A 22,642-nucleotide genomic window follows, 5' to 3' on the forward strand; every position below is an offset into this window, starting at 1 on the left:
GGACCGGCCGGGCCACCCACAGGCAGCCCCGGTCACCGGGTGGTGAGGCCGACCAGCGTGGCCAGTCGCGCGACGCCGGCCGTCGTCGGCCGCCCCCGGGCCAGCTCGGCGATCACCGTACGGCCCACCGGCCGGCACCGCACCTCGGCCGGCGCGATGCCGTCCGCGTCGATCAGCACCCGACCGGCCCCGAACAGGTCGCCGACCTGGAGGTACGCCCGCGCGGCGTCGACCAGGTAGGCGGCGCGGTACTCGGCCGGCAGGCGCCGCCAACCCTCCCGACGGACCACCTGTTCATGCCGGTGGACCGCCTCGTCGGCGTCGCCCGCCTCGATCGCCGCCACCACCCGGGCCAGCTCGACGGCGACCGGCCCGAAACCACAGTGGTGCGGATCGTCGCCGGCCCCGACCCGGACGGCGATACCGGCAGCCAGGTCGATCAACTCGTCGGCCCGACGGGGGTCACCGTGCTCGGCGGCGGCCAGTGCGGCCTCGATCAGCAACGTTCCGCAGAGGGCCTGCCGCACCGGCGGGGCGTCGCGTACCGGCCTCGGGGCGACCTGGCGCGCAGCCGCCACCGTCACCGCGAGCGCCAGCCGCCCACGGCCCAGCGCGCGCAGCGCCTGCCCCACCGCCACCGCCGCCGTCCCCGCCAGTGCCGGATCGTCACCGGCCACGGCCACCGCCCGGTCGGCGGCCAACCACCCGAGGTCGGCCTCACCGAGTTTCACCAGCACCGCCGAGGTGAGCCGGTACGTCCGCACCAGCAGTTCCGCCGCCCCCTCGGGCACTGTCGCGTGCCGGCTGCGGGCGGCGTCGAGCAACCCCGGCAGTGCCCGCACCACCTGTGCGTAGTGGGCGTGCTGGTAGGTCAACCAGGCGTGCGCGACGTGCCGTTCCAGTTCCGCCGACGACACCGCCGCCGCAGTGGGTTCGTAGCGGGCGAGGGCGGCGCGCAGCCCGTCCACTCCGTCCAGCGCGCCGGTCCGATCTGACGACGGCAGCTGGGTGCCGAGCAGGAGCGCCGGATCGATCCGCAGCACCTCGGCGATCTCCTGGATCACCGAGTACCGGTCCAGCGTGCGGACCCCCCGTTCGACCTTGTCCACCCAACTCTTCGACTTGCCGAGCCGGTCGGCGAAGACCTGTTGGCTCATCCGACGGCGCACCCGCCAGCGCGCCACCCGTCGCCCGACCGGAAGGTCGTCACCGCCCACGCCGCCACCGCCGATCCGACACGGCACGCGTCGTGTCCGCCACGGGTATCCGCTCCGCCTCGGCCTGCGCGAGCAGTCGACGCCGGGCCGCCTCCCGCTCAGCCGCATCGATCTGCTCGCCGCGATCCGCCCGGCTGGCGTCTTCCCCACCCGAATCCACCGAACACTGGTACCACTTCCACCAGGGCATACCACTCCCTCGCGCAGGTTTACGGAGACTCACCCAGGGTAATCCATCCTGTCCTACCTGTACAGCCTGTTCTATACGGGTTGCCCGTACTTGACGCTCATGATCGGGCTGGCTATCCATAAGGTCCGCGCATGGTTGACGAGATGTCTCCGGTGGCGTTCTACGTTCAGCTCGCAGACCTCCTCACCAAGGAGATCGACGCGGGCAGACTCAAGCCCCGCCAGCCGCTTCCCAGCGAAAGTCACCTTCAACAGGAGTACGGCGTCAGCAGGGGGACCGTACGGGCCGCCATCAGGCTGTTGCGTGACCGAGGACTGGTGGTGACCTTTACCGGTCGTGGCACCTACGTCGTCGATCGCTCGTGAACGGCTACGTCCCGACCTTCCGGGTGGTCATCAACGACATCCGGAAGTCGATCGCCTCGGGGCAACTGAAGGAGGGCGACAAGCTCCCCTCACTACCTGAACTCGCCCAGCAGTGAGACTGCTCCATCGGCACGGTGCGCCGGGCGATCGAGCATCTCCAGATCACCGGGGAGCTTCAGGGGCGACAAGGCAAGGGCACATACGTGACCGGGAAGCTGTTCGAAGGGTCCTGAGCGGACCGTCTAGGTTGCGGTGCTCGTCGCCCAGCGTGGGTCGGGCCGAGGAGTACATGTATGCACTCGGGCTTATGACACACAGGCATAAATATGCCTGACAGGAATACCCCTCCCACCCGTATTACGGTCCGCCGCGCCCGTCACCCAGCGTGACGACCGGTCGCCGGACAGGCCCCGGCGCTCCCGGCCGCCGCAGCGGCAGCGGCCCGTCGCGAGGCCGGCCCGGACACCAGGCCGAGGCACCACGCGCGCCCGACACGGGACCGGGCCACGGAACGCCGTCGCGGTCAGAGCGCCACGATCGCCGCCGTCTCCGCCGGCAACTCCACCCGGTCGCGCATCACGGTGACGCCCTCCCCGGTGGTGAGCAACACCCGACGGGCCACCCCGGGCAGGGTGACCCGCTGCGGCCGGCCGGCGAGGTTCGCCACCACCAGGCACCCGCCCCGGCGGACCACCAGGAACTGGTCGCCGTGGCGCACCTCCATCCGGTGCAGACGGGGGTCGGACAGGTCGGCCCGGCTCTTGCGCAGCGCGATCAGCCGCCGGTAGAACTCGTACATCTCGCGGTGTTCGGGTTTGTCCAGCTCGGCCCAGTCGAGCCGGGACCGCAGGAAGGTCTGCGGATCCTGCGGGTCGGGCACGTCACCGGGCGGCCAACCGTGCGCGGCGAACTCCCGCCGCCGGCCGGTGGCCACCGCCGCCGCCAGCTCCGGCTCGGGGTGGCTGGTGAAGAACTGCCACGGGGTGCTCGCCGCCCACTCCTCCCCCATGAACAGCATCGGGGTGAACGGCGCGGTCAGCAGCAGCATCGCCCCGACCCGCAGCAGCGCGGGCGACAACCCGGCGGAGATCCGGTCGCCGGTGGCACGGTTGCCGACCTGGTCGTGGTTCTGCAGGTACGCCACGAACCGGTGCCCGGGGACGGTGTGCCGGTCCACCGGGCGGCCGTGGGTGCGGTTGCGGAAGCTGGACCAGGTGCCGGCGTGGAAGAACGCCCCGGTCAGCACGTCGGTCAGGCACTCCAGTGAGCCGAAGTCGCCGTAGTAGCCCTGGCGTTCCCCGGTGAGCAGGGTGTGCAGGGCGTGGTGGGCGTCGTCGTTCCACTGCGCGTGCAGGCCGTAGCCACCCGCCTCCCGGGCGGTGATCAGCCGGGGGTCGTTGAGGTCGGACTCGGCGATCAGCGACAGCGGCCGGCCCAGGTGGGTGGCGAGCGACTCCACCTCGACCGCCAACTGCTCCAGGACATGCACCGCCCGGGAGTCGGGCATCGCGTGCACGGCGTCGAGCCGCAGGCCGTCGACGTGGTAGTCACGCAGCCACATGAGCACCGAGTCGATGATGTAGCGGCGTACCCCGTCGGAGTGCGGGCCGTCCAGGTTGACCGTGCGACCCCACGGGTTGCTCTGCTCGCTCAGGTACGGCGCGAAGCTCGGCGCGTAGGCCCCGGAGGGCCCGAAATGGTTGTAGACGACGTCGAGGATCACCCCCAGCCCCTTGGCGTGGGCGGCGTCGACCAGGCGTTTCAGCCCGTCCGGCCCACCGTAGGGTTCGTGCGGGGCGAACCAGCACACCCCGTCGTAGCCCCAGTTGTGCTCGCCGTTGAACGCGTTGACCGGGAGCAGCTCGATCAGGTCGACGCCGAGGTCGACCAGGTGGTCGAGGCGGCCGATCGCCGCGTCGAAGGTGCCCTCCGGGGTGAACGTGCCGATGTGCAGCTCGTAGAGGATGCTGCCGGGCAGTTGCCGGCCCGTCCAGCCCTGGTCGGTCCAGTCGAAGGCGGCGTGGTCGTAGCGCCGGCTCGGCCCGTGCACCCCGGCCGGCTGCCACGCCGAGCGCGGGTCGGGCAGCGGGGTGTCCTCGTCGTCGAGCAGGAAAGCGTAGTCGGTGCCGGGGCCGGCGTCGGGCACCTCGACCCGCCACCACCCGTCCGGCCCGATCCGCATGTCGTGGTCGGCGACGCCGGGCAGGCGCAGCCGCAGCCGGGCGACGTCGGGCGCCCAGACGGTGAACTCGGTCATGCGGCAGCCTCCGCGGGGTCGGTGGGAGCCAGCAGGGCGGTGGGCGCGAGCAGAGCCACCGGATAGCTGCCCAGCAGATCATGAAGGAGCAGCTCAGACCCACTGTAGACCTGGCCGGTGAACACGTCGGTAACACTGTTGCCGGGCATCGACAGGCGGGTGTCGCGCCAGCCGCCGTCGCGGGCCAACCCCACCGGCAGCCGGGTGGCCACCGCGACCGCCCCACCCCGGTCGAAGGCGACCACGTGCGCGGCGGCCGGCCCGTGCGCGGCCACCGGCCGGTAGCCGTCGAACAGTTCCGGGTGGTCGCGGCGCAGCCGCAGCGTGCGCGAGACCACCAGCAGCTTGGCCGCGCCGTCGGCGGTCACCGCCGGCTGCCAGCCGGCATCGAGCCGGGCCAGCAACTCCCGGCGTACGGCGAAGTCGACCGGGCGGCGGTTGTCCGGGTCGACCAGGGAGTTCTCCCACAACTCGGTGCCCTGGTAGGTGTCGGGCACCCCGGGCATGGCGAGCTGCACCAGCTTCTGCCCGAGCGCGTTGGACCAGCCGGCCGGGGTGATCCGGTCGGTGAACGCGGTGATCTCGGCGTGCAACTGCGGGTCGTCGTACATCCGGTCGACCAGGGCGTGCAGGTCGCGTTCGAAGGTCGGGTCGGGGTCGGCCCAGCTCGTCGCGACCGACGCCTCCCGGGCGGCCTTCTCCACGTACGCGTGCAGCCGGTCCCGGCCGATCGGCCAGGCCCCCACGGCGGTCTGCCAGACCAGGTGGGCGAAGGCCGGATCGGCCAGCGGTGCCCGGGCCATCCAGTCGCCGACCTGCTCCGCCCAGCGGGCCGGCAGCTCGGCGAGCACGGCCAGCCGGGCCCGGACGTCCTCACCGCGCTTGGTGTCGTGGGTCGACAGCGTGGTCATGCCGGCCGGCCAACGGACCTGCCGGGCGGCGGCGAACCGGTGGAACTCCGCCGGCGGCACCCCGAAGTGGGCGGGTGAGCCGCCGACCTCGTTCAGCGCCACGAACCGGCTCCACCGGTAGTAGGCGGTGTCCTCCACCCCCTTGGCCATCACCGCGCCGGTGAGCTGCGGGAACCGGGCGGCCAGCTCGTGCTCGGGACGGCGCAGCAGCGCGGTCACCGCGTCCAGGGCGGCGGTGAGGTCGGGTCGACGCCGGCCCGCCTCGGCGCGGGCGGCGGCCAGGTGCCGGGCCCCGTGCGGCGGGTAGCCCCGGTAGACCGGGAAGCAGGCGGCAAGCTCCGCCAGGGCCGCCCGGGTGACGTCCCGGTCGAGCTCCGGGGCGAGCGCGGCGAGCCGACTCAGCTCGGCGGCGAGCAGCCGGGTGGCGGCGGCCAGCTTGGTGGCGTGGGTGAGGTCCTGCCAGGAGGTGTGGTGACCGGTGAGCCGGGCGTCGAGGGCGGTGAAGTCGCCCTCCGCGCGCCCGTCGACGAACAGCCCGCAGACCGCCGCCAGCGCGTCGTAGCCGGTGGTGCCGTCCACCGGCCAGTCCGGCAGCTCCTCGCCGTACTCCAGGATCTTCTCCACCACCAGCCAGGCGTGCGGGGCGGCGGCGCGCAACCTGGCCAGGTAGCCGGCCGGGTCGCGCAGGCCGTCGGGGTGGTCGACCCGGATGCCGTCGACCTCACCGGCGGACACCCAGCGCAGCACCTCGGCGTGGGTGGCGTCGAAGACCGCCGGGTCCTCCACCCGCAGCCCGGCCAGGTCGGACACGGCGAAGAACCGGCGGTACGTCAGCTCGGTGTCGCCGCGCCGGCAGGAGACCAGCTCGTAGTGCTGCCGGTCGTGCACCTCGCGGGGGCTGCCCGCGCCCGTGCCGTCGGCGACCGGGAACCGGTGCTCGTGGTAGCGCAGCTCCCCGTCGACCAGCTTGAGGTCGTCGACGGCGTCGGGGCTGTCGGCGAGCACCGGCAACAGCAGCCGGCCCCGCTCCCAGTCGATGTCGAACCAGTCGGCGTACGCCGAATCCCGACCCCGGCGCAGCACGTCCCACCAGGCCGGATTGGCGGCCGGCTGGGCGACCCCGGCGTGGTTGGGCACGATGTCGACGACCAGGCCCAGCCCGGCCGCCCGCAACGCCCGGACCAGCCGCTGCCGGCCGGCCTCCCCGCCCAGCTCCGGGTTGACCGCGCGGTGGTCGACCACGTCGTAGCCGTGCGTGGAACCGGGGGTCGCGGTGAGCAGGGGGGCGCTGTAGAGGTGGGTGACACCCAGCGCGGCGAACCAGTCGGCCAGCCCGGCGGTGGTGTCGAGATCGAACCCGGGTCGGACCTGGACGCGGTAGGTCGACCCGACCGTCGCCGTCGAGTCTGGTCGGGGCTGTGCGGGCATGTCAGACCGTCCTCTCCAGGACCACCAGGGAGCGGTCCGGCACGCAGACCGTGCCGCCCGCCTCGACCACCGTCGGCTTCTCCGGTTCCGGTTCCGCCGTGCTGATCACCAGCTCCCAGCGCTGGCCGAACTCCGCGCCGGGCAGGGTGAAGTCCAGCGGCGCGTCGTGGGCGTTGAAGCAGAGCACGAACGATGAGTCGCGGTGCCGCTGACCGTACTGGCCGCGTTCGGGGATGCCGTCGCCGTTGACGAACAGGGCCACCGAGCGGCCGAAGTCGTTGCCCCAGTCCTCGCCCGTCATCTCCCGGCCGTCGGGGGTGTACCAGGCCAGGTCCGGCAGCCCCGTCCCGGCGTTGCGGCCACCCACCGGCAGGCCGGTGAAGAACCGGCGGCGGCGGAACACCTGGTGCCGGTTGCGGAAGTCGGTGAGCCGCCGGACGAAGGCCAGCAGTTCGTCGTCGGCGTGTTCCCAGTCCACCCAGGCCAGGTCGCTGTCCTGGCAGTAGGCGTTGTTGTTACCACGCTGGGTACGGCCCAGCTCGTCGCCGTGGCCGATCATCGGCACGCCCTGGGAGAGCATCAGGGTGGCCAGGAAGTTGCGCCGTTGCCGGGCGCGCAGGGCGGTGACACCCGGGTCGTCGGTCTCCCCCTCGACGCCGCAGTTCCAGGACCGGTTGTGGCTCTCGCCGTCGCGGTTCTCCTCCCCGTTGGCCTCGTTGTGCTTGTCGTTGTACGAGACCAGGTCGTTGAGGGTGAACCCGTCGTGGCAGGTGACGAAGTTGATGCTGTGGAAGGGGCGGCGGCCGTCGTCCTGGTAGAGGTCGGCCGAGCCGGAGATGCGGGAGGCGAACTCGGCCAGGGTGGCCGGCTCGCCCCGCCAGAAGTCGCGCACCGTGTCGCGGTACTTGCCGTTCCACTCCGTCCACAGGGGTGGGAAGTTGCCGACCTGGTAGCCGCCGGGGCCGACGTCCCACGGCTCGGCGATCAGCTTCACCTGGCTGACCACCGGGTCCTGCTGCACCACCTCGAAGAAGGTGGACAACCTGTCGACCTCGTAGAACTCGCGGGCCAGGGTGGCGGCGAGGTCGAAGCGGAACCCGTCGACGTGCATCTCGGTCACCCAGTAGCGCAGCGAATCCATGATGAGTTGCAGCGAGTGCGGGCTGCGCACGTTGAGGCTGTTGCCGGTGCCGGTGTAGTCGACGAAGTAGCGTCGGTCCTCTTCGGACAGCCGATAGTAGCTGGGCGCGTCGACGCCCTTGAAGCTCAGCGTCGGGCCCAGGTGGTTGCCCTCGGCGGTGTGGTTGTAGACCACGTCGAGGATGACCTCGATGCCGGCGGCGTGCAGCGCCTTGACCATGCCCCGGAACTCCTGCACCTGCTGGCCGAGCCGGCCCAGCGCCGAGTAGCCGTGGTGCGGGGCGAAGAAGCCGATGCTGTTGTAGCCCCAGTAGTTGCGCATGCCCAGGTCGGCCAGCCGGTGGTCGTGCACGAACTCGTGCACCGGCATCAGCTCGACGGCGGTCACCCCGAGCTGCCGGAAGTAGTCGATCATCACCGGGGAGGCGATCGCCGCGTAGGTGCCGCGCAGTTCCTCCGGGATGCCGGGGTGGCGCATGGTCAGCCCGCGCACGTGCGCCTCGTAGATCACCGAGTGGTGGTACGGGGTGCGCGGCGGCCGGTCGTTGCCCCAGTCGAAGTACGGGTTCACCACCACCGACTTGGGCATGAACGGGGCCGAGTCGGTCTGCGACATCCGGTCCGGGTCGCCGCCCAGCTCGTAGTCGTAGACCGCGGGGTCCCAGGTGACCTCCCCGTCGACCGCCTTGGCGTACGGGTCGAGCAGCAGCTTGTGCGGGTTGCACCGGACCCCGTTGGCCGGGTCGTACGGGCCGTGCACCCGGTAGCCGTACCGCTGGCCCGGCTCGATCCCCGGGATGTACGCGTGCCAGACGTACGCGTCGACCTCACGCAGCTCGACCCGGCGCTCGGCGCCGGTGTCCCACTCGTCGAAGAGGCACAACTCGATCTTCTCGGCGACCTCCGAGAAGATCGCGAAGTTGGTGCCCATCCCGTCATAGGTGGCGCCCAGGGGGTAACGCTCACCCGGCCAGACCTGCATGTCGCTCCTTAGGCCCATGATCATGAGCGCACCGGCCGGGTCGGAGACCGCCGGTGCGCACGCCGCTAATGCCCCGCGCCCGGTCCGGCCAATCCACCCGTTCGGACGGCGCCCGACATCCACCCGTCCGAGGGGTCACGCACCGTCGGGTGTCGTCCGTCACGATAGGCCCTTTCGAGATGCGCCGGGCCGCCCGATGCCCTTTGCTAGACGCGACGCGCCCGCGCGGGCACGTCACCACTCGGCCCTCGGCCACCCCCACCACCGCCCCCTCTCGCCGTCACCGTTGCCGGCGTGATCGCGTGCGCATGGACGGAGATTGATGTGACCACCCTGCGGGTCAGCGAACAGCTCGCGACCGCTGTGGACCGGACCTGCCGGCCCACCCCCTCCTCCCGGCCCCCGGTCCCCCAGCAGGGCGGCGGCTCCGGCGTGCCCCCGCGCACCCGGCGCATCCTGATGCTCTCCTGGGAGTACCCGCCGGTGCTGGTGGGCGGGCTCGGCCGGCACGTGCACGCCCTGTCGGTGGCGCTGGCCGCCGCCGGGCACGAGGTCACCGTGGTCACCCGGCACACCGACGGCGCGCCGCTGGAGGAGTACGCCGACGGCGTGCGGATCGTCCGGGCGGCCGAGGACCCGGTGACCTTCCCGCTGGCCACCGACTCGTTGCTGGCCTGGACGATGGCGTTCAACCACACGCTGACCCGGGCCGCGCTGCGGGCCGCCGAATCCGGCGCGTACGACGTGATCCACGCCCACGACTGGCTTGTCGCACACACCGCCATGACGCTGCGCGCCCACCTGGACGTGCCGCTGGTCAGCACCATCCACGCCACCGAGGCCGGCCGGCACCAGGGCTGGCTGCCGGGCGAGATGAACCGCACCATCCACGGGGTGGAGCAGTGGCTGGCCGCCGAGTCCGGCCGGGTGATCGTCTGCTCCGGCTACATGCGCGACGAGGTCAACGCGCTGTTCGACGTGCCGATCGGCCGGGTCGACGTGGTGCCCAACGGGGTCGAGCCGCACCGGTGGAAGGTACCGGCCTCGGCGGTCACCTCGGCCCGTGCCCGGTTCGCCGGGGACGGGCCGCTGGTCACCTTCGCCGGGCGGCTGGTCTATGAGAAGGGCGTCCAGCATCTGCTCGCCGGCCTGCCCCGGCTGCGCGAGCGGCACCCCGGGCTGCGGGCGGTGATCGTCGGCGACGGGCCGTACAAGGCCGAACTGGAGGCCGAGGTGCACCGGCTCGGGCTCGGCGGCACGGTCGCCATGCCGGGCTTCCTCGGCGGCACCGACCTGCCGGCCGTGATGGCCGCCTCGGACTGCTTCGCGGTGCCCAGCATCTACGAGCCGTTCGGGATGGTCGCCCTGGAGGGGGCCGCGGCCGGCGCGCCGCTCGCGGTCGCCGAGACCGGTGGGCTGGCCGAGATCGTCGAGCCGGGGGTGACCGGGGTGACCTTCGCCCCGGAGGACCCGGCCGACCTCACCGAGGCCGTGCACGCGCTGCTGTCCGACCGGGAACGCGCCAGGGTGCTGGCCCGCCGGGCCCGTGCCATGGTCCACGAGCAGTACGGCTGGTCGGCGATCGCCGCGCGCACCGCGACGGCGTACGCCTCGGCGATCGCCGGGGACGCCGCGTTCACCGCCCGGCGTGCCGAGCAGCGGATGGCCACCGGTCGGGTCACCGCGCCGGTCCCGGCGGGCAACCTGCTGGTCGCCGCCGGCCTGCGCTGAGCCCGCCGTATCCACGACAAAGGCCGCCGACCCGCGACGGGTCGGCGGCCTTCGTGCGTGACCGGGAGGGTCAGCGCTGCCCGATGGCGGTGAACTCCCGCTCCGGGGCGCCGGTGTAGATCTGCCGGGGCCGGCCGATCTTGGTCTCCGGGTCGCTGATCATCTCGCGCCACTGGGCGATCCAGCCGGGCAGCCGGCCGAGTGCGAACAGCACCGTGAACATCTTGGTGGGGAAGCCCATGGCCTTGTAGATCAGGCCGGTGTAGAAGTCCACGTTCGGGTAGAGCCGGCGGGACACGAAGAAGTCGTCGGCGAGCGCGATCTCCTCCAGCTGCATGGCCAGGTCCAGCAGCGGGTCCGGCTTGGACATCCGGTTGAGCACGTCCTGGGCGGCCTTCTTGACGATGGCGGCCCGCGGGTCGTAGTTCTTGTAGACCCGGTGGCCGAAGCCCATCAGCTTCACGCCGTCCTGCTTGTCCTTGACCTTGCGGACGAAGGACGCGACGTCGCCGCCGTCGGCCTCGATCTTCTCCAGCATCTCCAACACCGCCTGGTTCGCCCCGCCGTGCAGCGGGCCGAACAGGGCGTTCACCCCGGCCGAGACCGAGGCGAAGAGGTTGGCGTTGCTGGAGCCGACCAGCCGGACGGTGGAGGTCGAGCAGTTCTGCTCGTGGTCGGCGTGCAGGACGAGCAGCATGTCCAGCACCCGGGCCACCACCGGGTCGACCTCGTACGGCTCGGCGGGCACGCCGAAGGTCATCCGCAGGAAGTTGTCCACGTAGCCCAGCGAGTTGTCCGGGTACAGCAGCGGCTGACCGATGGATTTCTTGTAGGCGTACGAGGCGATGGTGGGGACCTTCGCCATCAGCCGGACCGTGGACATCTCCACGTGCTCGGAGTCGAACGGGTCCAGGCTGTCCTGGTAGAAGGTGGAGATGGCGCTGACCGCCGAGGACAGCACGGCCATCGGGTGGGCGTCCCGGGGGAAGCCGTCGAAGAACCGGCGCATCTCCTCGTGCAGCAGCGAGTGCCGTCGGATCCGCTCGCTGAACTCGCCCAGCTGCTGCTGGGTGGGCAGCTCACCGTAGATGAGCAGGTACGAGACCTCCAGGAAGGAGGACTTCTCGGCCAGCTGATCGATCGGGTAGCCGCGGTACCGCAGGATGCCCGCGTCACCGTCGATGTAGGTGATCGCGGAAGAGCAGGAGGCAGTGTTCACGAAACCGGGGTCGTATGTTGTCATTCCGGTTTCCTTGAGCAACTTACTGACCCCGATGCCCGCAGGGCCCTCGACCGCGCCCTGCACCGGCATCGAAAGCTGCCCACCGGGGTGGTCGAGCTTCACTTCCGTCATGTGGTTCCTCGCTTCGCCGGCGAATCTTCGTTGAATTGCCTTCGCTTTTACCGTAATCGCGGTCGCGGGGATACCGCCCGCCGTGGTTCTGCGGTGAGGTATGCGTCACCCGTTTCCCGACCCGGCGGCCCGGAAACCCGCCCGGCGCGGGCGGGTCAGCCGGGAACGGACGCCCGGAACGGCACGGTAGAAAGCGGCGAAAGCCGACGAAAGCTTAGGAAAGTGTCAACCGGCGCAACGCACCGTCGGCACCCACCCGGTAGAGATCCAGCCGGTTCGCCCCGGGCCGGAAAAGATGGTCGTCGGGGAGGAACGCCGCGAACCGGCGACCCCCCGGGTCCGCGGGCACCACCGGGACGACCGCGCCGACCCGGCCGTTGACCGCGACCGCGAGCAGCGTGCCGTCGGGCACCTGCCGGGGCACGGTCCCCCACACCAGGGCCGGCAGCTCCCCCGCCGCCGGATCGACGTGGTCGAACGCGCCCAGGTGCGCCACCGAGGCGGTGCCGTCCGTCGGCTCCTCCCCCACCGTCGTGCCGACCAGCGGGTGCGGGACGGACGGCGCGGGACGGGTCGGCACCCCGCCGGGAAGAACCACCCGCTCACCGGGCCGGTCGTAGAAGTACTTCTCGGTCCGCTCCCGGGCGGGCTGCTCCGCCGACCGCCCGTCCAGCCGCCACGGGACCCGCACGTGCACCGCGTCGGCGATCGTGGGCAGCAGGTCCACGTGCTCCCAGTTGCGGTCGTCGACCCGGCCGGCGCGCTGACCTGGCTGCTTGACGAACAGCGGCACCCAGGCCACCTCGCCGGGCGCGTGCTCGATCGCGCCCATCCCCCGCCCCTGCCAGTCCGGGGCGAAACTCACCCCGTGGTCGGCGGTGAGCACGACCAGCGACCTGTCGTACAGGCCCGTGGCGCGCAGCGTCCGCAGCGTCTCGCCGACCAGCCGGTCGGTGTACCGCAGCTGGGCCAGGTGCCGGGCCCGGGCCAGGTCCGCCCAGCCCGCGCCGTCGTTGGGCAGGTCGTCCGGTGCGTCGTACCGCGCCCCGGACGGCAGGAACGCCCACGGCGCGTGCGGCATCAGCAGGTGCAGGAAGTGCAGGGTCGGCCGGTCGGCCGGACGCAGCCCGGCCAGGAAACTGGTGAACCGCGCCGGCTGGTTGTCGTTCAGGCTGTCCCAACGGAACTTCGGGTCGGCCGGGACCGGTTCGGCGGCGTCCAGGCCCACCTCGGCCGCGGTCTGCTCCCGGAACGACTCCTGCGGGTCGATGCGGCTGTCCACCGGGGCGGCGATCCGGCCCAGCAGCGCGCCGCTCTCCCGTACCAGCACGCCGAGCCCCTGTTCGGGGGCGACCGGCTGGTCACAGCGGCTGGGCGGGCAGAGCCGGGTGATGCTCTCCTGCGCCCGGATGTCGTACAGGCCGCCGAGGGCGGTGAAAAGGTTGTCCGGGTACTGCGAGTAGTGCGGGGCGGACGGGGTCGACGGGTAGCGGCCGGTCAGCATCGCCGGCAACGCGTACGGCGTCCACCCGCTGACGCCTGTCGCGTTGCGGTACCAGGTCGAGCCACCGGCCAGCTCGGCGAAGTTCGGGTAGCGGGCCGCGTCGATCCGTCCGTCCGGGCCGAGCAGCGACACCAGCGGCAACTCGTCCAGGACGATCATGACGACCGGCGGGTGCGAGCCCGGACCGGCCACCCCGGCGGCACCCTCGTGCGCGCGGGGCAGCACCACCGCCGAGGCGGGCGAGGCGAACAGGAACAACCCGACGAAGACCAGCGGCCCGAGGGCGGCCACCCGCAACACCCGGCCGGGCAGCGACCAGCGCCGGTGTGCCACCGCCCCGGCCGCCCCGGCCAGCACCGCCACCACCACCAGCGGTACGCCCCGCAACGGCGTCACCTGCCGGCCCACCTGCACCGCCAACGCGGCCAGCAGCAGCCCGACGATAACCGTGTGGGCACCCGCCCGGACCCGGGCCCCGGCCGGCCGGGTCGCCGCCCCGAGCAGCACCACGGCGGCACCGGGCACCAGCGTGACCAGCGCCACCAGCACCAGGACGTCCCGACTGGTGGCCCGGTGGAACAGGAAGAAGTCGGGGCTGCGCCCGAGCACGTCGAGCAACGGCTGGGTGACCACCAGACCGACCAGGGCGACCACCTCCGCCGCCCGGTGCAACTCGACCCGCCGGGCGGACGGCGCGCACCCCTGCGGCGCGGGTGGCGCAACGGAGGCGGGCCGGTTCGGCGCACCGGCGAGGGTCGGCTCAGCCACCCGCCACCGCCTGGTAGAGCGTCCGGGTGCCGGAGGGCAGTTCGCACTGACGCTCGATCCGGCAGTGGGCGTTCAGCAGCCGGGTGAACTCGTCGCGTCGGTAGTCGGGGAAGATCCCGGCCGGCTTGTTCGCCAGCAGCCGCCGCGCCATCGGGTCCTGCGGATCGACGAACTCCACCACCAGCCGGCCACCGGGACGGACGTACCCGACCAACTGGTCGACCACCTCGGCCAGCGGCACGTTGTGGCCGATCGCCAGGTGGTGCACCACGGCGAGGGCGAGCACCACGTCGGCGTGGGCGCGCTCGGCGAACCCGGCCCGTTCCACCCCCCGCCAGCCGCCGCCGGGCGACGGGTCGGCGAGGTCCATCACCAGCGGCAGGATGCGCTGGTCGCCCTCGGCCCGCAGCGCCCGGTAGAGGGCGTCCACCACGGCCGGGTCCTGCTCGACGGCAACCACCTGGGCGGCGTGCCGGGCGGCGATCCGCGCGTACCGGCCGTCGTTGGCACCGAGATCGAGCACCAGCCCGGCGGCGACGCCCGCCACCGCCGCCTCGACGAAGCTCTCCTTGGCGGCCCGGTCCGCCGTGGTGTAGCCGCAGGTGCGCTGGTAGTCGACCCAGTGGCCGCCGGCCACCCGACGGTCCAACCGACGGACCAACCGCGTCAACCGTCGTACGGTGGCCAGGGCCAGGTCCCGGGAGTAGCCGGCGTCGCGCAGTTGGGCGGCGACGGCGCTGCTGCTGGCCCCGGCGTGCCGGGCCTGCATCGCGGCGTGCAGGTGCACGTGCGTCGGCACCCCGGGTAGCAGCCGGCGCACGCCCCGGAACAACGGTCGGAGCTGATCGGGGGTGATGCCGTCGACCCGGGCCCGCAGCCAGGGCTGGAAGTCCACGCCCAGGTGGGCCTGGAGCAGCAGCGGATAGAGCAGGGTCTGGCAGAACTGCCGGTAGCCGGCCCACGGCTCGCCCCCGCCCAGCGGCGCGAACGAGCCGATGTCGATGAAGACGGGTGTGGCACCGCGCCACTGCAGGTTGTAGGCCGACCCGTCCTTGGTGGTGAAGCCCGCCTCCAGGGCCCGGTGCAGGATCTCCAGGTGCAGCAGGGCGGCATCCCGCAACATGCCGAACGACCATTCGTAGGGGTGCGAGACGAACGGGATGCGCTCGTGCCGCAGCACCATCGTCCACCCGGTGTCCGGCAGCGTCGCCGGGTCGACCGGGACGGTGCCGCAGACCTTGCCCTCGGCGAGTAGCGCGGCGAAGAACTCGCTGCCGGCGAGCGCCTGCCAGTCGGCGGCACCCTGCGGGCCGAGGCCGCGCAGCACCTGGTCGCCCAGGTGGAAGACCCGGTTGGCGGGGTCGCGGAAGGAACCGGGTTCCGGTTGGATGCGCAGGTCGGCGGTGGTCATCGGTACGCCCACCGGTCAGTTGCCGGCGGGCTGACGCGGCTGCCGCTCGGTCGGGGCGGGCTGACCGGTCGCAGCGGGCCCGGTCGCAGCGGGCCCGGTCCCGGAGGGCTGACCGGTCACGGCGGGGTCGGTGGCGGGGGACCCGGTGTGCCCGGCGGTCTGGCCGGACGTGGTGGCCTCGGCGGCTTCGGTGGGCTGGCGGCGGAACCGGGCCGCCACCCGCCGCCAGTAGAGCTTCGCGGCGACCGCTGCGCCCGCTGTTCCGCCGACAACCGCCTGCACGATCAGGCTGCCGGACCCCGCGTCCAGGTAGGCCAGGTGCATCATCGGGCCCGCTCCCTTCCCTCGCCGTCATGGACCGCCGACAGGTGCACCCCGATGGGGTATTTACACCTTAAAGGCGTATTGCTCCCCTGACACCGTACGTCGTCCGGTCCGGCCGCGAGGGGCACATGGTCTCCTCGGCCCGGTCCGTTCCGTTCAAGACCCCGGGGCTCGCCTCGCCCTACCCTGGCCACATGACGCCCCGTTTCGATCTCATCGGCACCGCGGTCAACGACATGGCCCGCACCCTGGAGTTCTACCGTCGGCTCGGGTTGGACATCCCCGCCGGGGCCGACCACGAGGACCACGTCGAGGTGACCCTGCCCGGTGGGCTGCGGCTGGCCTGGGACACGGTGACCATGCTGCGGAGCTTCCACCCCGAATGGACGCCCCCCAGCGGCAGCCCACGCGCCAGCCTCGCCTTCCTGTGCGCCGACCCGGCCGAGGTGGACCGGTACTGGACCATGCTCACCGAGGCGGGTTTCCACGGCGAGGTAGCCCCGTGGGACGCGGTGTGGGGCCAGCGGTACGCCATCCTGCACGACCCCGACGGCAACGGCGTGGACCTGTTCGCGCCCCTCGGCACCACTCCCGGCCGGAGCTGACCGACCGGCTCCACCGTCACGGGACGGGAGCCGATCCCCTGATGTCGCCGCGCTGCCGGACGCCCCCGGGTCTGCCGCGCCCCTCCCACCCCGCCTGCCCGCCTGCCCGCCTGCCCGCAGGAGGGTCCGCCCCGAGCAGGGGCAGGGGCAAGCGGGTCACAGGTATGTGGTGCGGGTCCTTTCGACCTGATGACGCTGACGGTTCACCCCGACCGGGCCGCCGACCGGACCGCCGACCGGGCCGCCGTCCGACACGCCCGTTCGCCGCACCTCCCCTGTTCGGTGGGACGACGACACCCGGGTGAAGGTCCCCCTGGCGAGGTGCGGCGGCGCAGGGCCCGTGCCGGCCGGGCGGATTCGGCGACGGCAGCCGGGGCCGGATCCGGCCCCGCAGCATCCAGCGCCCGGCCCGAGACACCCAAGTTCCCGTGGCGCAGCCTGACGACCAAAGGCACCCGAACCCCGACAGCCATCCCGCACATCGGCGACGCACCTGCTCGGCCACCCAGGAGCGAGAAGAAACCGCCCCACCTCGGCGCAACCGGACCACCAACCCGGACACAACAACTCGACCACCAGCCCACACATCAGTCACATGACACAACCCGACCACCAGCCCGCCAGACACACCAACCCCATCCGCCAGCCCGTACAGCGATGCGCATGCCACGCCAACCGAAGGGTCCTACGGCAGGTGGGCGGCTACCACCTGCCGTAGCCCGGCGGGTAATTCGGCAGCCCGGCGGTGATTCGGCAGCCCGGCGGGTGATTCGGCAGCGTCATCAGTTCGAAAGGACCCGCACCGCATATCGTCGGCCGGCCCGGCCGCCATGACGCGGGCCGGGTGGACGGCGACGCGGGCCGGCCGGACGGCGACGCGACCCGGGGCCGGCCGGGAGGCCGGTCAGGTGCGTCCACGGTCGGGTGACGGCCGGCCAGCAGGACTCGGATACAGCGGGTGGCCCGACGGGACCGCGGAGAACCCGACGACTCGGGCCACCGGCTGAAGGCGCGCGGCGCACGACCCGAGGGGGCGCAGCGCACGATCCGCACCGGACCGGGCGCGCGCACGCCCCGGGCGCACGACGCACGGCGCGAGGACACGACGGCACGACGCGCGGCGCGGGGGCACGAGATCGGTGGCCCGGTCCCGCCACGGCGGTGGTCAGCGGGCGAGCAAAGTGGTCGGTGCGACGCCGGCCAGGTCCCTCACCTCGCGGGTGAGGTGGGCCTGGTCGGCGTAGCCGGCGCGGGCGGCCACCTCGGCCAGTCCCACGCCACGCCGGGCCAGCGCCAGGGCCCGGTGCAGCCGCAGGATGCGGGCGAGGGTCTTGGGGCCGTACCCGAAGAGGGTCCGGCTGCGCCGGTGCAGGGCACGCGGGCCCAGGCCGATCTCGGCGGCGGTCGCGGTGACCGTGGCGCCGGCGGCGAGCAGCGCGGCCACCCGGGGGCCGAGCGGGTCGACGCCGCCGGACCGGGCGAGCCGGTCGGCCGCGACCACGGCCAGGGCGGCGGCGGTGGGCGCGGTGCCGAGCTGCTCGGCGAGCCGGACGGCGGCACGCCCCCAGAGGACGTCGAGGGGGACCCGGAGGTCCCGCAGTTCGTCGGCGGGAACGCCGAAGACGGCCGGGCCCACCCCGGGCGGCAGCCGGACGCCGCGCCACCGCTCCCCCGGCACCGACACGCTGAGCTGCGCCGTGCGGTCCGGGCCGGCGACCAGCAGGCCCGCCCGGCTGGACCAGAGCAGGTCGAGACAGCCGTCGGGCAGCACCCGGGTCGGTGGGGCGTCCGGGCGGCTCTCGCTCGCCCAGAGCACCGCGCCGTCGATCACCCCGGCGGGCCGTTCCCGGTACACGGTCCCAGCCTGCCACGCCGTCGGCCTATCACCGCGACCCGACGCCGGCGTCCCGGGGAACCGGACGGCGACGGACACCGCAACAGGCACGACATCAGCGCGTCATCGCCCCGGCCACCAATCCATAACTTCTACGGGTTCACGTTCTCGCAGCTCTTGTGCAGGACGAACGTTTGTGCAACCGTCATCACCTCGACTGAGCAATCGTTTGCGCAAGGGGGTGTGGCTGGTGCGGATCGCGGTTCTGGCAACCGGTGGGACGATCGCGTCGCGGTGGGACCCCGACGAGGGCCTGGCCGTGACCGACTCCGTCACGGACCTGCTGAAGAACGTCATCGGTACGACCGACGCGGAGATCCACGGCTTCGACCTGTCCTGCCGGCCGAGCTTCACGCTCTCCCTGGACGACATGCTGACCACCGTCCGGGCGGTACGGGCCAAGCTCGCCGACGGGTTCGCCGGGGTGGTCGTCACCCACGGCACCGACACGCTGGAGGAAGCCGCCTACCTGACCGGGCAGTTCACCGGACCCGACGCCCGGGTCGTGCTGACCGGGGCCCAGCGCGGTGCCGACGAGCCCGACTCCGACGCCGGGCGCAACCTCGCCGACGCGATCCGGGTGGTCACCGCGCCCCGGCCGCTCGGCGCGGCGACGGTCATGGGCGGCGTCGCGTACGCGGCGGTGGAGAGCCGCAAGGTGCACACCTCGGCGGTGTCGGCGTTCTCCGGCGGTACCGCCGGCGTGCTGGCCCTGGTCGACCCGGACGGCGTGCTGCGGGTCTCCACCGCCGCCCGGGGCGGGCACTACGCCCACCTGCCGGTCCCCGCCCGACTGCCCCGGGTGGACCTGGTCAAGCTCGTCGCGGGCGCGGACGGCACCCACCTGCGCGCGTCGCTGCACGCCGGTGCCGCCGGCATCGTGGTCGAGGCGTTCGGTGCGGGCAACGCCCCACCCGCGGTCGCCGAGGCCATCGCGGAGGCCGGCCGACGCGGCGTACCCGTGGTCATCACCAGCCGGACCGGCGCGGGCCGGGTCCGCCCGGTCTACGCCGGCGGTGGGGCGACCCTCGCCCGCGCCGGCGCGCTCTTCGCCGGTGACCTCACCGGCACCCAGGCCCGGGTGGCGCTGGCCCTCGCCCTGGCCGTCGAAGAACCCGGCGCCGTGCCGGAAGCCCTGCGCACCATGGTGGAAGGACGTCGCGCGTGAAGACCGAAGCAGTGACCATGAACGGGTACGGCGGCCCCGAGACGCTCACCCTCACCGAGGTCGACCTGCCGGACCCCGGCCCCGACGAGGTCGTGCTGCGGGTGCTCGCCGTCGCCGTCAACCACCTCGACGCCGACCTGCGCAGCGGGGTGTCCCGGATGCCGCTGCGGCTGCCGCACGTGCTCGGCCGCGAGGTCGTCGGCGTGGTGGAACGGCTCGGCTCCCGGGTCACCGGTCGGGCCCCCGGCGACCGCGTGCTGGTGCTGCCCAACACGCCCTGCGAGAGCTGCCCCCGCTGCCTGACCGGGCGGGCCAACCTCTGCCCGAACGCCGACATGCCCGGCATCACCAGGTGGGGCGGGTACGCCCGGCACGCGGTGGCCCCGGCGCGCGGTCTGCTGGACATCGGGGACCTCGACCCGGTGGTCGCCGCCGCCACCCCGATCTCCTTCGGCACCGCCTGGCGCACCCTGTACTCCATCGGCCGGCTCGCCCCCGGCGAGTGGGTCCTCGCCCCGGGGGCCGCCGGTGGGCTCGGGCACGCGGTGGTCCAGCTCGCCAAGCTGGGCGGCGCCCGGGTGGTCGGCCTGATCGGCGACCCGGCGAAGGCCGACTTCGTCTCCTCGCTCGGCGCGGACGCGGTGCTGAGTACCCGGAATCCCGACTGGGCCGCCGAGGCCCGGGAGATCACCGGAGGTGCGGGCTTCGACGTGATCGTCGAACACATCGGCGGCGACGTCTTCGAGGCCGCGCTGGGCACCCTCGCCCCCACCGGCCGGCTGATCGTCGGCGGTGGCCACGCCGGGGAGCACCCGCACCTCGACCTCATCGAGACCTTCCGCAACGAGTACGAGCTGCGCGGCTCGCGCAGCCAGCGCCCCGACGAGATCGCCCGGGTGCTGGGCCTGGTCGCGGCGGGACAGCTCACCCCCCGGGTCGACGCGGTCCTGTCGTTGGCCGACGCCGGCCGGGCCCACCAGGCGCTCGCCGACCGGCGGGTGCTCGGCAAGCAGGTGATCACACCGTGACCGGGCACCGGCGGGGGGATGCCCGCGGTGACGTGCTGGCCACGCTCGTCGCCGGTGCCGCCGAGGCGGCCGACACGCTGCTGGCCACCGGCGCGGGACAGGTGCTGGTGCGGCAGGTGGCGGCCCGGCTGACCGCCAACGCCGTCGCGGCCCGTGGGCACCTGCCCGCCGGGCTGGACACCGCCGGCGACCCGGACGGCCCGTGCAGCCTGCTGGCCGCGCCGGGCGGGACGGACCAGCCGGCGCGGGCCGCCGCGGTGACGGCGGCGGCGATCACCGTCAGCCAGTGCGACGAGGGTCTGCGCGAATCCCGGGGGCACCCGGGGCTGCACGCGTACGCCGCCGCGCTGGCCACCGCCGAGGCCGACGACCACAGCCTGCGGGTGTTCCTGCGGGCGCTGGCGGTCGGCTGGGAGGTGGGTGCCCGGCTCGGGCTGCTGCTCGGCGCACCCCGCCCCGGGGTGCACCCGCACGGCGGGTGGGGCGTCGGCGCGGCGGCGGCCGCCGCCGGGACCGTCGCCGGGCAGGACGCCGCCGGACTGGCCGCGACGGTGAACCTGGCGCTGACCGTGGCGCTGGCCGGGCCGGAGGCCGACACCCGGCGGGGGCACGCCGCCCACTACCTGCTGCCCGCCCTGGGCACCGCCAACGGGCTGACCGTCGCCCGGCTCGCCGACGCCGGGTTCCCGGCCACCGGCCCGGCGCTGCCCCACCTCGGCCGGACCGTCCACCAGGGCCTCACCGACCGGCCGGTGGACGCCGCGCTGCTGCCCCGACCGCTGCTGCCCGACGCGTACTTCAAGCCGGTCGGGGTGTGCGCGCACACCCTGACCGCCTGGACGATGGCCCGCGCGATGGCCCGGGACCTGCCCGCCGACGAGGTGGCGGCGGTGACCGTGCACACCTACGCGGGGGCGGCCCTGCTCGCCGAGCGGCGTCCGGCCGGCCGGCTGGCCCGCCAGTTCAGCATCCCGTGGGTGGTGGCCTGCGGGCTGCTCGGCACCGACCCGGGCGTCCCGGACGGGTCGGCGGACGACCGACGGGCCCGCGCCGCCCGGCTCGCCGAGCGGGTGACCGTACGCCACGACCCCGGCCTGGACCAGGGATATCCGGCGGGCCGACCGGCGGTGGTGGAGGTGACCACCCGCAGCGGTGCCCGGCTGACCGGGCGGGCCCGGTTCCACCACGGCGACCGGGAGGACCCGATGACGGCCGACGACCTGGCCGCCGTCGACGCCGCGCTGCTGCGTACCCCGGGGGTGCCGGGCGGGGCGGCCGAGCTGCTGCACGGGCTGGCCCGCGCGCCCGGGGCGACCCGACTGCGAGACCTCACCGCGCTGGTGCGCGGCGGGGCACCGAATCCGAACGGCGGTCCGCCGCCGGTTCCCGCTGGGGCCGGCCCATCCGGCAGAAAGGACACGACGACATGGTGATCAGAGTCGAACCCGGCACCGAGCGGGACTTCATCGGCTACGGCGGGGACCTCCCCCGCGTCGAGTGGCCCGGTGGCGCCCGGGTGGCGGTGAGCCTGTGCCTCAACTACGAGGAGGGCGCCGAACACAGCCTCCTCGACGGCGACAGCGTCAACGAGTGGGTCGGCGAGATCTCGTACACGCCGACCAGCGCCGAGCATCGGGACCTGTCCCAGGAGTCGGTCTACGAGTACGGCAGCCGGGCCGGTGCGTGGCGGCTGCTGCGGCTGTTCGACCGGACGCAGACCCCGGTGACCGTGTACGGCTGTGCCGAGGCGCTGGCCCGTAACCGGCCACTGACCAGGGCGTTCGTCGACGCCGGGCACGAGATCTGCTCGCACGGCCTGCGCTGGCGGGAGCCGTCGGGGATGACCGAGGACGAGGAACGCGCCGAGATCCGGCAGGCGGTGGCGACGATCACCGAGCTGTGCGGGGAGCGCCCGGTCGGCTGGTACTCCCGGTACGCCCCGTCGGACCGCACCCGGCGGCTGCTGGTCGAGGAGGGCGGCTTCCGGTACGACTCCAACGCCTACAACGACGACCTGCCGTACTGGGTGCAGGTGGCAGGGCAGCGGCACCTGGTGGTGCCGTACACCCACACCTACAACGACGGCCGGTTCGCCTTCAGCCCCGGTTACGGCAATCCGACCGACTTCTTCGAGAACTGCCGGCGGGGCATCGAGTACCTGTGGGAGGAGGGCGAGACCTCCCCCAAGATGATCTCGATCGGGCTGCACGCCCGGCTGATCGGCCAGGCCGGGCGGGCCTCCGCGCTGCGTGACCTGATCGCCTGGGCGCAGGACCTGCCCGGCGTCTGGTTCGCCAGGCGGCGCGACATCGCCGACTGGTGGCACCACAACTACTCCGACCTGCCGGCCCACGGAGGACAGTGA

General features: G+C 73.3%; 16 protein-coding genes. 7 read left to right on the forward strand and 9 right to left on the reverse strand.

The window, feature by feature from the left end:
* Positions 1-32: 32 nt before the first annotated feature.
* The gene (locus tag ACN267_RS10895; protein WP_421488556.1) at positions 33-1,217 is read right to left on the reverse strand and encodes a helix-turn-helix domain-containing protein; all 1,185 of its coding nucleotides are present in this window, start codon (positions 1,215-1,217) and stop codon (positions 33-35) included.
* Positions 1,218-1,538: 321 nt separating this feature from the next.
* Between ACN267_RS10895 and ACN267_RS10900 the strand changes: the two genes are divergently transcribed.
* Positions 1,539-1,772, forward strand: coding sequence for a winged helix-turn-helix domain-containing protein (locus ACN267_RS10900; protein WP_204924555.1), 234 nt, complete (start codon positions 1,539-1,541; stop codon positions 1,770-1,772).
* Positions 1,773-2,295: 523 nt separating this feature from the next.
* On the opposite strand, the gene treZ is transcribed toward ACN267_RS10900, so the two are convergent.
* From treZ to glgX, 3 genes are read right to left on the reverse strand one after another with little or no spacing between them, the layout of a single operon-like run.
* Positions 2,296-4,029 (reverse strand): malto-oligosyltrehalose trehalohydrolase, encoded by a 1,734-nt coding sequence (gene treZ, locus ACN267_RS10905; protein WP_281898148.1) that lies wholly within the window; start codon positions 4,027-4,029, stop codon positions 2,296-2,298.
* Complete coding sequence (gene treY / locus ACN267_RS10910; RefSeq protein ID WP_421488557.1) at positions 4,026-6,368, reverse strand: malto-oligosyltrehalose synthase; 2,343 nt, start codon at positions 6,366-6,368, stop codon at positions 4,026-4,028. The genes treZ and treY overlap by 4 nt, the downstream gene beginning before the upstream one ends.
* A 1-nt stretch (position 6,369) precedes the next feature.
* The gene (gene glgX, locus ACN267_RS10915; protein ID WP_204962138.1) at positions 6,370-8,490 is read right to left on the reverse strand and encodes a glycogen debranching protein GlgX; all 2,121 of its coding nucleotides are present in this window, start codon (positions 8,488-8,490) and stop codon (positions 6,370-6,372) included.
* A gap of 324 nt (positions 8,491-8,814) precedes the next feature.
* On the opposite strand from glgX, the gene ACN267_RS10920 reads away from it, so the two are divergent.
* The gene (locus ACN267_RS10920) at positions 8,815-10,221 is read left to right on the forward strand and encodes a glycosyltransferase family 4 protein (RefSeq protein ID WP_281903086.1); all 1,407 of its coding nucleotides are present in this window, start codon (positions 8,815-8,817) and stop codon (positions 10,219-10,221) included.
* Between the two features lie 70 nt (positions 10,222-10,291).
* On the opposite strand, the gene ACN267_RS10925 is transcribed toward ACN267_RS10920, so the two are convergent.
* The 4 genes from ACN267_RS10925 to ACN267_RS10940 all read right to left on the reverse strand — a co-directional run bounded on the left by ACN267_RS10925 (position 10,292) and on the right by ACN267_RS10940 (position 15,585).
* Positions 10,292-11,575: a citrate synthase gene (locus ACN267_RS10925; RefSeq protein WP_281898154.1), complete on the reverse strand. Its 1,284-nt coding sequence runs from the start codon at positions 11,573-11,575 to the stop codon at positions 10,292-10,294.
* 214 nt (positions 11,576-11,789) lie between these two features.
* A complete protein-coding gene (locus tag ACN267_RS10930) occupies positions 11,790-13,847 on the reverse strand; it encodes a sulfatase-like hydrolase/transferase (protein WP_421488558.1) in 2,058 nt (685 codons plus the stop codon).
* Positions 13,840-15,258 carry a class I SAM-dependent methyltransferase gene (locus ACN267_RS10935; RefSeq protein WP_421488559.1) on the reverse strand — a complete coding sequence of 473 codons (1,419 nt, stop codon included), beginning with the start codon at positions 15,256-15,258 and terminating at the stop codon, positions 13,840-13,842. Before ACN267_RS10935 ends, ACN267_RS10930 begins: the two co-directional genes overlap by 8 nt.
* 15 nt (positions 15,259-15,273) lie before the next feature.
* A complete protein-coding gene (locus ACN267_RS10940) occupies positions 15,274-15,585 on the reverse strand; it encodes a hypothetical protein (RefSeq protein WP_204962142.1) in 312 nt (103 codons plus the stop codon).
* A 191-nt stretch (positions 15,586-15,776) separates the two neighbouring features.
* On the opposite strand from ACN267_RS10940, the gene ACN267_RS10945 reads away from it, so the two are divergent.
* Complete coding sequence (locus tag ACN267_RS10945; RefSeq protein ID WP_204962134.1) at positions 15,777-16,187, forward strand: VOC family protein; 411 nt, start codon at positions 15,777-15,779, stop codon at positions 16,185-16,187.
* 1,165 nt (positions 16,188-17,352) lie between these two features.
* On the opposite strand, the gene ACN267_RS10950 is transcribed toward ACN267_RS10945, so the two are convergent.
* Positions 17,353-18,042: a helix-turn-helix domain-containing protein gene (locus tag ACN267_RS10950; protein ID WP_204961127.1), complete on the reverse strand. Its 690-nt coding sequence runs from the start codon at positions 18,040-18,042 to the stop codon at positions 17,353-17,355.
* A gap of 229 nt (positions 18,043-18,271) precedes the next feature.
* Between ACN267_RS10950 and ACN267_RS10955 the strand changes: the two genes are divergently transcribed.
* Genes ACN267_RS10955 through ACN267_RS10970 form a run of 4 tightly spaced genes read left to right on the forward strand, consistent with a single transcriptional unit; the run spans position 18,272 to position 22,642 of the window.
* Positions 18,272-19,249 carry an asparaginase gene (locus tag ACN267_RS10955; protein ID WP_421488560.1) on the forward strand — a complete coding sequence of 326 codons (978 nt, stop codon included), beginning with the start codon at positions 18,272-18,274 and terminating at the stop codon, positions 19,247-19,249.
* Positions 19,246-20,277, forward strand: coding sequence for a quinone oxidoreductase family protein (locus ACN267_RS10960; protein ID WP_421488561.1), 1,032 nt, complete (start codon positions 19,246-19,248; stop codon positions 20,275-20,277). The genes ACN267_RS10955 and ACN267_RS10960 overlap by 4 nt, the downstream gene beginning before the upstream one ends.
* Positions 20,274-21,710: an MmgE/PrpD family protein gene (locus ACN267_RS10965; protein WP_421488562.1), complete on the forward strand. Its 1,437-nt coding sequence runs from the start codon at positions 20,274-20,276 to the stop codon at positions 21,708-21,710. Before ACN267_RS10960 ends, ACN267_RS10965 begins: the two co-directional genes overlap by 4 nt.
* Positions 21,704-22,642: a polysaccharide deacetylase family protein gene (locus tag ACN267_RS10970; RefSeq protein WP_088645263.1), complete on the forward strand. Its 939-nt coding sequence runs from the start codon at positions 21,704-21,706 to the stop codon at positions 22,640-22,642. Before ACN267_RS10965 ends, ACN267_RS10970 begins: the two co-directional genes overlap by 7 nt.

This window comes from Micromonospora sp. WMMD734 (assembly GCF_049178975.1).
Classification (GTDB): domain Bacteria; phylum Actinomycetota; class Actinomycetes; order Mycobacteriales; family Micromonosporaceae; genus Micromonospora; species Micromonospora wenchangensis.